The sequence below is a fragment of the Nitratireductor sp. XY-223 genome (genome assembly GCF_004959855.1).
Taxonomy (GTDB): Bacteria; Pseudomonadota; Alphaproteobacteria; order Rhizobiales; family Rhizobiaceae; genus Hoeflea_A.
The window spans coordinates 652,270-664,989 of the sequence record NZ_SPNT01000001.1; the positions used below are offsets into that span (position 1 = coordinate 652,270).

The window sequence follows — 12,720 nt, forward strand, 5'->3', positions numbered from 1 at the left end:
CACTCAGGCGGCCTGGCTTTTGGGTGTCACCTTCACCTTCGCCTTGAGGTCCGTGCGGCAGAACGCATGCAGGAAACAGGTCTGCTCCGCCATGTCGAGACACAGGCGCGCATAATCGTCATCCTCGCCGGAGGCCAGGTAACAATGGGTCTCCAGCGGGTCGGCCTCGCCGGCCTTGCCGGTTCCGCCGGAAGCGCCACCCAAAGTTGCATGGAAGTCCTGCAGGATACGATACTCGTCAAGCGGTTTCTTGACGATCTTCGCGTAGCGGCCGAACTGCGTCATGAAGCAGAAGCCGACGCCGGCGGCGATGTAGGAGATGGCGTCGGGCGCGCGCCCCTTGCCGCCGTTTTCCGGCGCTTCCTCGCTCAGGAACCGGAAGATCGAACCATGCGGATTGTAAAGGTGCTGCTCTATCTCCTTCATGCCGTCCGGGCGCAGGCGGCAAATGACCTTGACGTGCAACCTGCGGTCCTGGTGCTCCGTCAGCGAGCCGCCGGCAAGGGTGGTCGTCTCCTCCGTTTTCGGCGTCATGCGGCCGGTGTGGACGATCAGGTCCGTCCATTCGCCGCCGGCCACTGCGGCCGCATCGAATTTGTCTCCGGGATCCGGCAGCGTTGGGCCGTCGACGGGCAGTGCCTTGCCCGTTCCGATGTCACGGTCATTATGCACCAGCGTGAAAAGGCTCTCCTTCTTGCCGCGCATCAGCCCGTTGAGCGGCGAGGCCGCGACGGCGTCGTAGATCAGGCTGGTCAGCGTTTCCTTGTCGGCGTCGGCGTCGATCACCGCTTCAAGGTCGATGTTCTTTGCACCGCCGGTCATGGTTCCCTTCAGCGCCGAGCCCTTCATGGTGTAATAGTTGTCCTGGATGAGCGTGAGGTCGCTGATCGCGATGCCGCGTATTTCTGCCAGCGCCAGGATCTCGTTCATGTAGCTGCAGACCATGCCGGTCGACAGGAAGGAAAGCGGGCAGGGCGCGAAGTCGTGGCCGTCCAGATAGGCGCCTTCGTCCGAGGCCAGGCGCCACACCTTGCCGGTCCTGTCCGAAGCGACGAGCGCTTCCTTCTGCATGACGGTCAGGGAGCGGACTGCAAGACGGATCGCTTCACCCCGGTCGCTGCGGATCGCTGGCGGCTCGAAGCCGATTTCCCGGGGATTGACGACTTCGAAAAACAACGGTTTTCCAGTGGCTTGAAGGACGTTCGGATCCTTTGGCATGTTCGAATTCCTCCCGGATACGATTTTGGCAAACGATAGTGCCAAGGCGTCAAATTGCAACAGGAGGGGCGGCTGACAATGCAGCCGGGGCTCAAGGCGTGACCGAATTTCAGGCAAGAATTCCAGCCATGCGACAACGCAATACGGCACCCGGACTTCACGGCCAGTCGGCGAAATTCACCGTAGCGGCGGGCGTGTCGGATTCGCGGTTTTCCAGGCACCATCTCCGGTAGGCCGCCGGCGGCATTCCGGCGTGCCCCTTGAAGAACCGGCTGAAGTGTCCTGGGTCCCTGAAGCCGAGCTGGCCGGACACCTGCTCGGTCGTCATCGCCGTGTTTTCCAGCATGAGGCGGGCCTCGTGAATCACCCGTTCCGTTATCAGCACGCTGGGCGCGCGCTCCAGATGCCGGGTGCAGATGTCGTGAAGGCGGTCCGGTGAGATGCCGATCTCGGCCGCGTAACGGCTTATCGGCCAGCGCTCGCGGAAATGGGTTTCCATCAACTGCCTGAAGTGCTGAAGAACGCGGGCCGTCTTGCCGATGTTCTTTGCGACGGCCGCATGGTCGGTGGCGTGGCGCATGAGATGGACGAGGATTGTCCGGACCTGCGCCTCGATTATCACCAGCGATCCGATCTGCATGCGTGCGGCCTCCCGCAGGATGACGTTGAAGGCGTTTTGCGCGTCGGCAAGCGCCGCATCGCCCGGTTCGAGATGGACGGTGATCTGGCGATCGGACAGGAGCCTGAGTTCCGTTGCCTCCGCGCCGTGCCCGATGGCGTGGGAAAGCACCTCGTGGGTCACCGCAAAATGCGCACCGACGCTTCCCGCCGAGATCTTCAGCGATTTGTCGTCGGACCAGGGCACCCAGGCAAGGCTCGTTGCGCTGACATGCGTTTCGTCCGCATGCGACAGGATCAGCCCGGAGCCGGAGGTCAGCAGGATGCCGCGCCAACTGCGCTCGTGATGTCGCGCGGGCAGGGTGAAAACCCTGTCATGCAGCGCGCAATCGATATTTTCCGCCCTGAACATGGTGCCGTCCGATGCCTCCAAACAGCGCTATGCTTCCCGAACATTGACCAGAAACATACAATAACATGCCAGAAAATTACATTATATAGCTCATTTTCGTCTGCTTTGCTTAGTCTCGGGAGGAGAATACGGTCTTGTATGAGGCGAAACTGATCATACGCGGACAGGCGGTCGGGGCGCGTGATGGCGCGACCTTCGACCGGCTGCAGCCGATCACCGAGGAGGTGGCGACGCAGGCCGCATCGGCCAGCCGCGAAGATGCGGTGGAAGCCGCCAATTCGGCCGCAGCCGCATTTCCGCAGTGGTCGCAAACGGCGCCGGACGAACGCTCCAGGATCCTCGAACGCGCCGCGGGACTGATCCTCAAGCGCGAGGCGGAATTCGTCGACGTCGTGGCCTGCGAGATCGGCGGTTCGGAAAGTTGGGCCCGCTTCAACTGCGCGCTGTCCGCCGACATTTTCCGCCATGCGGCGGGGCTTACGCATTTCCCGATCGAAACGGAGCGCGCCGGCCGCGATGCAAATGTCCGTTCGGTCCTCGTGCGGCAACCGGTCGGCGTGGTGCTCGGCCTTGCGCCTTGGAATGCGCCGATCGTCCTTGGAAGCCGGGCCGTTGCCGTTCCGCTCGCCTGCGGCAACACCATCGTGCTCAAGGCATCCGAGCTTTGCCCGAAAATTCACGCCATGATCATCGAGGTCCTCGACGAGGCGGGACTGCCGCCCGGTGCAGCGAATTTGGTGACCAACGCGCCGGAGGCCGCAACGGATGTGGTCGAGGCACTGATCGGGCACAGCGCCGTGCGCCGGGTCAATTTCACCGGTTCGACGAGAGTCGGCAAGATGGTTGCGGAGGCCTGCGCACGCCATCTCAAACCGGCCGTGCTGGAGCTGAGCGGCAAGGCGCCGCTCATCGTTCTGGCCGACGCGGATATCGACGAAGCCGTGAAGGCCGCCGCGTTCGGCGCCTTCTTCAACCAGGGGCAGATCTGCATCTCGACGGAACGCCTGATCGTCGACCGCGGCATCGCCGATGAATTCGTCGAGAAACTGACGGCCAAGGCGCAAAGCCTGACCGCGGGCGACCCGCGGGAAGGCAGTTTTCCGCTCGGGTCGATGATATCGGCAAGCGCCGCCGTGCGGGTGCGCGATCTCGTCGAGGACGCGCTGTCGAAGGACGCCCTGCTGCTCGCCGGCGGCGATATCGTCAACACGATCATGCAGCCGACCGTCGTCGACCATGTCGACAGTTCCATGCGGATCTATCGCGAGGAATCCTTCGGTCCGGTGGCGGCTGTGATCCGCGCGGCGGGCGAGGACGAGGCGGTCTCGATCGCCAATGACACCGCCTACGGCCTGGCGGCTTCCGTGTTCAGCCGCGATATCGACCGGGCCCGGTCCGTTGCCATGCGGCTGGAATCCGGCATTTGCGCAATCAACGGGCCGACCGTCTACGACGATCCGGCCATGCCGTTCGGCGGCATGAAGGAAAGCGGCTACGGGCGCCTGGGCGGCGAGGAATCGGTTCGCGAGTTCACCGAACTGCGGTGGCTTTCCATCCACGACAACCCAAAAGACTACCCGATCTGACGGGCTGCGGCGGCGGGATGCCGGCGCAGGCTCATGATGAAACCTGAATGGCTGAAAAGGGAGGAACCAATGAAACGAAGAAGCCTATTGAAGCTGGCAGCCGCCACACTGGCAGGCAGCGTCGCGCTGTCAGGAGCCGCGTTGGCCGCCGATACGGTCAAGATCGGCGCCGTCGCGCCGAAAACCGGGCCGCTCGCCGGCGGCGCCGCCGTCACCCAGTGGCCGAACATCGAACTGTGGGTCAAGCAGGTGAACGAACGCGGCGGGCTGAAAGTCGACGGCACGCAGAAGCTGATCGAGCTCGTCGAATATGACGACAAGACCAATCCGGCGGAGCACATCAAGGCCGCCCAGAGGCTTGCTACCCAGGACGAGGTGGACTTTATCGTCGCGCCCTACGGCACCGGCTTCAACATCGCCGCCGCGCCGATCTACGCCAAATACGGCTATCCGATGATCGCCGTATCGGCGATAACAGACAAGATCAGCGAACTGACGGACCGTTATCCGAACCTGTTCTTTACGCTGGGTTCCACGACGGCCTTCGTCGAAGGCGTGCGCGACGTGCTGGTGGAAATGCGCGACGCGGGCACGATCGGCAACAAGATCGCCATGGTGAATGTGGCCGACGCCTTCGGCATCGAGCTGGCCGATGTCGCCCGCCCGAAGTTCGAGGAAGCCGGGTTCGAGATCGTCTACGATAAATCCTATCCGCTGGGCACGCCCGACCTGTCGCCGGTCATGAAGGGCGCCAAGGCTTCCGGGCCGGATGCCTTCGTTGCCTGGTCCTATCCGCCGGACACGTTCGGCCTGACGGAGCAGGCGATTATCGAGGACCTCGACGTCAAGGCCTTCTACACGGCCGTCGCGACCAGTTTCCCGGCCTATTCGGGTGCGTTCGGCTCGAAGATCAACAATGTGCTGGGCGCCGGCGGCACCAACCCGGACGATCCGGCCACCGCTGCCTGGCGCAAGGCGCATGAGGAGATCACCGGCAAGGTGCCGGATTACTGGGCGTCGGCAAACACCTATGCCGCCCTGCAGGTCCTCGAACAGGCGATCGAGGGCGTCGGCTCCACCGACCGGGAGGCCGTGACCCAGTATATCAAGGACAATTCCTTCGACACGGTTATGGGCCAGATCACCTTCGACAACCAGAACTCGGCCAAGTTCTGGAGCGTCGGCCAGTGGCAGGACGGTGTCTTCCGCGGCGTCAAGGGTTCCAATGTCGACGGCGCGGCCGACATCCGCTCCAAGGACGGCTGGAATTGACCCTTGCGCATCCCGGCCCGTGATCGGGCGGGCCGGGATGCTGCTTGAAGGACGAATTTAAGTCATGGATATCCTTGTCTCGGGACTGCTCCTGGCAGGCACCTATGCGCTCATGGCCATGGGTCTGAACCTGCAATACGGCGTTGCGCGGATCATGAATCTCGCCAACGGCGAGATGCTGGTGCTCGGCGCGCTTGCCGCGTTCTGGCTGTTCGTGACCTACCAGGTCAGCCCGATGCTGACGCTGTTCATCGTCGCTCCGGTCTCGTTCGCCGGCAACTGGCTGATCTACCGGATATTCCTGCGACCGCTGGTAAGGCGGTCGAAGTCCCAGGGCCAGCTGGAAGTCGATTCCATCCTCGCGACCTTCGGCATGAGCTTCGCGCTGGTCGGCATCATGGTGTCGATCCACGGCGAGTACTTCACCTACAAGTACCTATCCGAGCCGATCACGCTGCTCGGCACGACGGTCGCGCTGAACCGTTTCGTCGCGTTCCTCGTCGCCGTGCTGATCGCAGGGGCGCTTTATCTTTGGCTCAACCGCACAAGGCCGGGCGTCGCGGTGCGGGCGGTCGCGGTCGATACGGAAGCCGCTGGGCTCGTCGGCATCAACGTGCCTCGGATCTCGGCCATCGCCTTCGCGATCGGCGGAGCGGTCACGTCCGTCGGCGGATCGCTGATCTCGACCTTCATCACGCTCGACGCCTCGATCGGCGTCATCTTCACCATGAAGGCGCTGATCATCGTCATCATGGGCGGTGTCGGCGACATTCGCGGCGCCATCGTCGCGGCGATCATCCTCGGCCTTGTCGAGACGGCCGTCGCGACCCTGATCGATCCCGGCCTGACGCTGGCGGCTGCCTATCTGATCTTCCTGGCGGTGCTGCTGTTTCGCCCGCAGGGCATCTTTGGGAGGCGGGCGACATGACTGCGTCGGGTTTCCAGGAACTGGCGATCGCGGCCTTGCTCGTGGTGCTTGCCGCCTTTATCCCGATGTTGTCGGACGGATACTGGCTCTCCATCGCGGTCACCGCGATGATGTACATCGCGCTGTCGACGAGCTGGGTGCTGTTTTCGGGTCCGACCCACTATATCTCACTCGCCTCGGGCGCTTTCTTCGGTGTCGGCGGCTATCTCGTCGCGACCGGCATGAGCGACTACGATCTGTCCTTCTGGCTGATGGCGGCGGCCGCGCCGGTCGTGGCGACCATCCTTGCCGCGCTGATCGGCCTGGCGACGTTGCGCCTGTCGGGCGTCTATTTCGTCATCTTCACCCTCGGTCTCGCCGAGATGATCCGCAACATCGTCAGCTGGGTTCAGAACAATTTCCTCGGCTCGCGCGGGCTTTACGTGCTGACCGACTTCACCGAGGCGCATATCTACTGGATGCTGCTGGGCATTACGGCGGCCGTCTATCTGCTCGGCTGGTTCGTCAACCGGTCGCGGATCGGCTTTGCCCTGCGGATCATCGGCAACGACGAAACCGTCGCCCGGCATGTCGGCATCAACACCGCGACGCCGAAAGTGATCCTGTTCATGACGACCGGCTTCTTCGCGGCGCTGGTCGGGGCGGTGATCGCGCCGCGCTATTCCTATATCGAGCCCAATCAGGTGTTCTCTCCGGAGCTGAGCTTTCTCGTCGTCATCATGGCGCTGCTCGGCGGCTCCGGGCGGCTTTGGGGGCCGGTCGTCGGGGTCATCCCGTTCACGCTGGTGTGGGAATTCGTCGCCGTCCAGTTCCCGAACCAGACCACCTTGTTTATCGGTCTCGTCTTCCTCTTGATCGTCTACGGCCTGCCGCACGGCGTCGTCGGCCGTCTCGAACAGCTCGCCGCCTCGGTCCGCGAAAGGAGGAACGCATGAGATACAGCGGTGCGGTCCTTTCTGTGCGCGGTGCGACCAAGCGGTTTGGCGGTCTGGTGGCGGTCGACGCTCTCGATTTCGATGTCGCCGAGCACCAGGTCATGGGGCTGATCGGACCCAACGGTTCCGGCAAGACGACGATGATGAACCTCATCTCCGGCGCCTTGCAGCCGACGGCGGGCTCCATCGCGCTGAAGGGCGCCCGCATCTCCAACCTTCCGGCGCAGGAGATCACGAGACGCGGGGTCGGTCGGACCTTCCAACTGGTGCGCCTGTTGCCGAGCATGTCGGTGCTGGAAAATGTCATCGCCGGCGCGGTCTTCGGCCATCGCCACCGGTGGGGCCGCGAGGCCGAGGACCACGCGCACCGGATGCTCGAGCGGGTGGGGCTTGAGGCGATGGCCTTCGCGCCGATCTCGGCGCTCACCTATATCGATCAGAAGCGGCTTGAACTGGCACGCGTGCTGGCCGGCGATCCGGAGCTGCTGCTGCTCGACGAATGGCTGGCGGGTCTCAACCCGACCGAGCTCGAAACAGGCATCGAGCTGATCCATGACCTGCGGGGCGAGGGTCGCACGATCATCCTCGTCGAGCATGTGATGGATGCGATCCGCTCGCTCTGCGACAATTGTGTTGTCATGTCATCGGGGAAGAAGATCGCCGAGGGCAACCCGGCGGACGTTCTCGCCGACCGCGAAGTGGTGCGTGCCTATCTGGGGGACGAGGATGCTTGAGGTCCGCGATCTTTCCGTCAGCTATGGCGAGCACAGGGCGCTGGAGGGCGTCTCGGTCAAGGTGGCGCCGGGCGAGGTGGTCGTCATCCTCGGCGCGAACGGCGCCGGGAAGAGCACGCTTTTGAGAACGATCGCCGGGATCTGCGAGGGCCGGCAGTCGGGCGCCGTCGAGATGGACGGGCATCCGGTCCTTGGCCTGTCGTCGGACAGGATCGTTGAGCGTGGCGTGGCGCTGGTTCCTGAGGGACGCGGCATCTTCGGCGACCTCACGGTTCGCGAGAACCTGCTTCTCGGCGCCTATTCGGCGCGGGCGCGCGAGGAGGAAACGGCAAATCTCGATCGCGTGCTGAGCCTGTTTCCCAAACTGAACGAGCGCCAGGGCCAGGTGGCGCGGACCATGTCCGGCGGTGAGCAGCAGATGGTGGCCATCGGCCGGGCGATGATGTCCAATCCGTCGATCCTGATGCTGGACGAACCCTCGCTCGGGCTGTCGCCGCTTCTGTGCAAGGAGCTTTTCCAGAGCCTGACGGTGATCCGCCAGGCCGGTATCGGCATCCTGCTCGTGGAGCAGAACGCCAAACAGAGCCTGGCCATTGCCGACCGCGGCTATCTTCTTGAAAACGCGCATATCGTGCACGAGGATACGGCCGCCAACCTGTCCCGGGACCCGGCTGTCCAGAAGGCCTATCTGGGCGCCGGCGGCGCCAAGGTGTCGGTGAAATCGGCCGAACCGCCAACGCCTGCAACGGCAGAGCCGAATATTCCCGAGACACCGCATTTGCAGCTGCGTGCACCGCAGCGCGAAAGCGCAGACGCACTTGTCGGCACGCCGATCAGCGATCTTGTCGCCGGCGCCGCGAAACGCGCGGCGGCTCCCAAGGACCAGACGGGCGTGATGCCGACGCGCGAAGTCTCGAACGGCTCAGACCGGTTGCGGGCGACGATCCTGGAGATCGAACGGGCCGCTGCCGAGGCGCGACGCAGGCCGCTGCGCCGCAGGTCCGAACGCCACAAAGCGCCGACCGAAAAACCCAACCCGCAATCGCCGGACCCGCAGGACAAGCCCGCGGTCGTCGAGGTGTACCGGGCGCCAAGGGTCGAGGTTTATCGCCGCCGTCCCGGGACGGGAAAGTTCACCAGGGAATAAACGGGAGAGACCGATGCTGGACGAAGTCAGGAAAGGCCCTGCCATAAAGGGCATGTATATCGGCGGGGAGTGGCTCAAGACCGCTGCCACCTTTGACGATGTCGATCCGTCGGACGGATCGGTCTGGGCGCGCGTGCCGGATGGCGGCAAGGCCGAGGCGTCAGCAGCGATCGAAGCCGCGCAGGCAGCCTTCGCAGACTGGTCGTCCCGAACCTTCAACGAGCGGGCGCATTTCCTTCTGAAGGCCGCCGATATCTGGGAGCGGCGGATACCGGATTTTGTCGCCGCAATGCAGAGCGAGGGCGGCGGCTGGTTCGGCAAGGGCATGTTCGAGGCCGGTTATGTTGCGGAAGTCTTCCGTGCCGCGGCCGCGGCCTGTTACCAGAGCATCGGCGAGATCATGCCCTCCGAGCACCACAAGCTGTCGACCGCCGTGCGCGCGCCGATGGGCGTCGTATCGGTCATCAGCCCGTGGAACTTTCCCGGCATCCTGTCGTCGCGCGGTTTCGCGTTCCCGATGGCGGCCGGCAATTGCGTGGTGCTGAAGCCGTCCGAGGACACGCCCTATTGCGGCGGGCTCTTCTTCGCCGAGGTGCTTGAGGAGGCGGGCATTCCCGCCGGCGTGTTCAACGTGGTGACATGCTCGCGCGAGCGTGTCGCCGAGGTCGGCGACGAACTTGTCGAGAACCCGCTGGTTAAGGGTGTCTCCTTTACCGGATCGACCCCCGTGGGACGCTCCATCGCCGCCAAGGCCGGCGCGCACCTCAAGAAGTGCTGTGTCGAGCTCGGCGGCAAGGACAGCCTGATCGTTCGCGCCGATGCCGACATGGAGCGCGCGACACAGGCTGCCAATTTCGGCAGTTTCATGCATCAGGGCCAGATCTGCATGTCGGTGGAGAAGGTGCTCGTTCACGAGACCATCTATGCCGAGTTCCTGCGCCGTTTCGTCGAGCGCGCCGGCAGGCTCCCGGTCGGCGATACCAAGAGCCAAGACAATGTCATCGGCCCGCTGATCAACGACCGGCAGGTGGCGCGGGTCAAGGCGCAACTCGACGACGCGGTGGCCCGGGGCGCGAAGGTGGCGCTCGGCGGCGGCATAAACGGGCGTTTCGTCGAGCCGACGATCCTCACCGGCGTGACGCCCGACATGGACGTCTACCGCAACGAGACTTTCGGCCCGCTGGTGCCGGTGATTCCGTTCCGCACTGACGAGGAGGCCATCGCCATCAGCAACGACACCGAATACGGCCTCTCGGCCGGCATCATCAGCCGGGACGAGCAGGCATCGCTGGCCATGGCGAACAGGCTCGAGACGGGCATGTGCCATATCAACTGCTCCTCGGTAAATGACGAGCCGCACATTCCGTTCGGCGGGTCGAAATCGAGCGGCGTCGGACGGCATGGCGGTCGCTGGTCGATGGATACCTTCACCGAAACCCGCTGGATCACGCTCGATCGCGGCGGACGCCCCTATCCGCCGGTATTCTGATCAGGGAGGAATTCATGACCGTGAGCGATCTATTGAAAGACAAGACCATCGTCGTCACCGGTTCGGCCTCCGGGATCGGCTACCAGACGGCCCGGATACTGACGGAGCAGGGCGCGACGGTGCTCGGCGTCGACATGACCAAGAGCTTCGATCATGTCGAGGAGTTCTATCGCGCCGATCTCAGCGACAAGCGCACCATCGAGGCGCTGGTCGATGTCCTGCCCGATGGCGTCGATGGCCTTGCGAATGTCGCGGGGCTGCCGCCGACACGGCCCGCCGACAAGGTGATCGCGGTCAATCTTGTCGGGTTGAAATACCTGACCGAATGCATGATCGCAAAGCTCGCCGACAATGCGTCGATCGTCAACGTGGCGTCGCTTGCGGGGATCGGCTGGCCGCAGGCGGTGGAGGCGATCAAGGCGAGCGAGGCGCTGGATTTCGACGGGATCCCGGCGTTCATCGACCAATGGAGCGTCGGCAACGAGGGCGGACGGTCCTACTTCTTCTCCAAGGAGGCGCTGATCGCCTGGACGATGAAGAACCGCTGGACCTGGCGCGACCGCGGCATCCGCATCAACGCCGTCAGTCCGGGACCGGTCGACACGCCGATAATCGGCGATTTCCTCGAAACCCTCGGTGCCCGCGCCGAGGAAGACGCGCGGGTGATGGACCGCCTGGGCACGCCGGAGGACATCGCGCCCGTGGTCGCGTTCCTTCTGTCGGACATGACCCATTGGATCAGGGGCGTCAATATTCCCGTCGACGGCGGCATGGCGTCCAACATCATGTGCGAGATGCACGGCCTTTGAGGGGGATTCTCGTCGGGAGGCAAGAAAGGACAAAACAATGAGCGCACTTGTCTGGATCATAGGCATCCTGATCATCCTTGCGGCGGTGATCGTGGTGATCGCGTGGCTTTATGAGCGCGCGACAAACGAGACGAGTCTTGTGAAAACGGGTGTCGGCGGCCGCAAGGTCGTCGTCGATGGCGGTACAATCGCGATCCCGTATTTTCATGAGATATCAAAAGTTAACATGCAGACATTGCGGCTGGACGTTAAGAGAGCGGGCGAGGGCGCGCTGATAACGATGGACCGAATGCGCGTCGATGTCGGCGCCGAGTTCTACGTTTCCGTCACGCCAACGGAAGAGGCGATCGCGCGGGCCGCGCAAACGCTCGGAAAACGCACGTTCCAGCCCGATGAACTGCGCGCGCTGATCGATGGCATGCTGGTGGATGCCCTGCGTTCTGTTGCGGCGCGCATGACAATGGACGAACTGCATGAAAACCGGTCCGATTTTGTCGGCCAGGTCCAGTCGTCGCTGGGCGACGTCCTCGCCCGTTACGGCCTGCAGCTCGATTCCGTGTCGCTGACGGCGTTGGACCAGACGCCGTTTTCGGCGCTCGATGAAAACAACGCCTTCAACGCGGTCGGCATGCGCAAGCTGGCTGAGGTCATCGCCAATTCGCAGAAGGAGCGGGCGCAGATCGAGGCGGACGCCAAGGTCTCGGTGCGCAAGGCCGATGTGGATGCGGCGCGAAAGACGCTGGAGATCGATTTGGAGGAGCGGCGCGCCGAGATCGCGCAGCAGCAGGAAATCGAGACGTTGACCGCGGCGCAGATCGCCGAAGTGGCGCGCCGCAAGGCCGAGGCCGAGCAGGCGGCGGCCGAGGCACGCATCCTGATGGAACAGCGAATCCAGGTCGCGGAAGTCGAGCGGGAGCGGTCGCTGGAGATTGCCGAGCAGGAGAGGCACATCCTGGTTGCAGCGAAAAGCCAGGAGGAGAGCCGGGCGGATGCCGACGCCGACGAGGCGAGAACCGAAGCCGTCAAGGCTGCTGAGGCGCTGGAAACGGCGAAGGCCATGGCCGAGGCGGACAGGCGCAAGGAACTGGCGCTGATCTCCGCCCGGGCGGAAGCGGAGGCTGCCGCCGCGCGGTCGGCAATTACGGCAAAGTCCGACGTTGCGGTAGCGAAGGACCGCGCAGCCGCAACGCGCGAGGAAGCCGAGGCCCGCAAGGCCGTCGGACTTGCCGAGGCGGAGGCCGCCAAGGCACGGTTCGCCGCCGAAAACAGCCGTTCGGAAGCGCAGGTGGCGCTCGACCTTCAAAAGGCGCGACTGGAGGCGATGCCGAAGATCGTCTCGGAGATGGTGAAACCGGCTGAGAAGATCAAGTCGATCAACATCAACCACCTTTCCGGCGGCTTCGGCCGGTCGAATTCGGGCGAGGGCGGCAACACGGTCATCAACCAGGCGCTCGATTCCATTCTCGATATGGCCGTGCAACTGCCGGCGCTGAAGAAGATCGGCGATTCCTTGGGCGTGAATTTCGACGAGGTCGTCGAAAACAAGGATGACGGCAAACGCAAGCGGTGACT

General features: G+C 63.9%; 11 protein-coding genes. 9 read left to right on the top strand and 2 right to left on the bottom strand.

Features of this window, described 5'->3' with window-relative positions; translation table 11 throughout:
- Positions 1 to 3: 3 nt before the first annotated feature.
- Both E4M07_RS02845 and E4M07_RS02850 read right to left on the bottom strand, forming a co-directional pair.
- Positions 4 to 1,218, bottom strand: a complete 1,215-nt coding sequence (locus E4M07_RS02845; protein WP_136656765.1) for an OsmC family peroxiredoxin — start codon at positions 1,216 to 1,218, stop codon at positions 4 to 6.
- A gap of 157 nt (positions 1,219 to 1,375) precedes the next feature.
- Positions 1,376 to 2,248 (bottom strand): AraC family transcriptional regulator, encoded by an 873-nt coding sequence (locus E4M07_RS02850; RefSeq protein ID WP_136656766.1) that lies wholly within the window; start codon positions 2,246 to 2,248, stop codon positions 1,376 to 1,378.
- Positions 2,249 to 2,382: 134 nt separating this feature from the next.
- On the opposite strand from E4M07_RS02850, the gene E4M07_RS02855 reads away from it, so the two are divergent.
- From E4M07_RS02855 to E4M07_RS02895, 9 genes are all read left to right on the top strand, one after another.
- Positions 2,383 to 3,834, top strand: coding sequence for an aldehyde dehydrogenase (locus E4M07_RS02855; protein WP_136656767.1), 1,452 nt, complete (start codon positions 2,383 to 2,385; stop codon positions 3,832 to 3,834).
- Between the two features lie 69 nt (positions 3,835 to 3,903).
- Complete coding sequence (locus tag E4M07_RS02860) at positions 3,904 to 5,106, top strand: amino acid ABC transporter substrate-binding protein (protein ID WP_136656768.1); 1,203 nt, start codon at positions 3,904 to 3,906, stop codon at positions 5,104 to 5,106.
- A gap of 64 nt (positions 5,107 to 5,170) precedes the next feature.
- Positions 5,171 to 6,034 carry a branched-chain amino acid ABC transporter permease gene (locus E4M07_RS02865; protein WP_136656769.1) on the top strand — a complete coding sequence of 288 codons (864 nt, stop codon included), beginning with the start codon at positions 5,171 to 5,173 and terminating at the stop codon, positions 6,032 to 6,034.
- Positions 6,031 to 6,969 carry a branched-chain amino acid ABC transporter permease gene (locus E4M07_RS02870; protein ID WP_136656770.1) on the top strand — a complete coding sequence of 313 codons (939 nt, stop codon included), beginning with the start codon at positions 6,031 to 6,033 and terminating at the stop codon, positions 6,967 to 6,969. The genes E4M07_RS02865 and E4M07_RS02870 overlap by 4 nt, the downstream gene beginning before the upstream one ends.
- The gene (locus tag E4M07_RS02875) at positions 6,966 to 7,703 is read left to right on the top strand and encodes an ABC transporter ATP-binding protein (protein WP_136656771.1); all 738 of its coding nucleotides are present in this window, start codon (positions 6,966 to 6,968) and stop codon (positions 7,701 to 7,703) included. The genes E4M07_RS02870 and E4M07_RS02875 overlap by 4 nt, the downstream gene beginning before the upstream one ends.
- Positions 7,696 to 8,850 carry an ABC transporter ATP-binding protein gene (locus E4M07_RS29995; RefSeq protein WP_136656772.1) on the top strand — a complete coding sequence of 385 codons (1,155 nt, stop codon included), beginning with the start codon at positions 7,696 to 7,698 and terminating at the stop codon, positions 8,848 to 8,850. Before E4M07_RS02875 ends, E4M07_RS29995 begins: the two co-directional genes overlap by 8 nt.
- A gap of 13 nt (positions 8,851 to 8,863) precedes the next feature.
- Complete coding sequence (locus E4M07_RS02885) at positions 8,864 to 10,339, top strand: aldehyde dehydrogenase family protein (RefSeq protein WP_136656773.1); 1,476 nt, start codon at positions 8,864 to 8,866, stop codon at positions 10,337 to 10,339.
- 14 nt (positions 10,340 to 10,353) lie between these two features.
- On the top strand, positions 10,354 to 11,148 hold the full coding sequence (locus E4M07_RS02890) for a coniferyl-alcohol dehydrogenase (protein ID WP_136656774.1): 795 nt from the start codon (positions 10,354 to 10,356) through the stop codon (positions 11,146 to 11,148).
- A gap of 37 nt (positions 11,149 to 11,185) precedes the next feature.
- Positions 11,186 to 12,718 carry a flotillin domain-containing protein gene (locus E4M07_RS02895; protein ID WP_136656775.1) on the top strand — a complete coding sequence of 511 codons (1,533 nt, stop codon included), beginning with the start codon at positions 11,186 to 11,188 and terminating at the stop codon, positions 12,716 to 12,718.
- Positions 12,719 to 12,720: the final 2 nt, after the last annotated feature.

Coding starts and splice junctions, on each gene's coding strand:
- E4M07_RS02885 (WP_136656773.1), top strand. CDS start 8,864: ATGCTGGACGAAGTCAGGAAAGGCCCTGCCATAAAGGGCATGTATATC.
- E4M07_RS02865 (WP_136656769.1), top strand. CDS start 5,171: ATGGATATCCTTGTCTCGGGACTGCTCCTGGCAGGCACCTATGCGCTC.
- E4M07_RS02895 (WP_136656775.1), top strand. CDS start 11,186: ATGAGCGCACTTGTCTGGATCATAGGCATCCTGATCATCCTTGCGGCG.
- E4M07_RS02890 (WP_136656774.1), top strand. CDS start 10,354: ATGACCGTGAGCGATCTATTGAAAGACAAGACCATCGTCGTCACCGGT.
- E4M07_RS02850 (WP_136656766.1), bottom strand. CDS start 2,248: ATGTTCAGGGCGGAAAATATCGATTGCGCGCTGCATGACAGGGTTTTC.
- E4M07_RS02875 (WP_136656771.1), top strand. CDS start 6,966: ATGAGATACAGCGGTGCGGTCCTTTCTGTGCGCGGTGCGACCAAGCGG.
- E4M07_RS02870 (WP_136656770.1), top strand. CDS start 6,031: ATGACTGCGTCGGGTTTCCAGGAACTGGCGATCGCGGCCTTGCTCGTG.
- E4M07_RS02860 (WP_136656768.1), top strand. CDS start 3,904: ATGAAACGAAGAAGCCTATTGAAGCTGGCAGCCGCCACACTGGCAGGC.
- E4M07_RS02845 (WP_136656765.1), bottom strand. CDS start 1,218: ATGCCAAAGGATCCGAACGTCCTTCAAGCCACTGGAAAACCGTTGTTT.
- E4M07_RS29995 (WP_136656772.1), top strand. CDS start 7,696: ATGCTTGAGGTCCGCGATCTTTCCGTCAGCTATGGCGAGCACAGGGCG.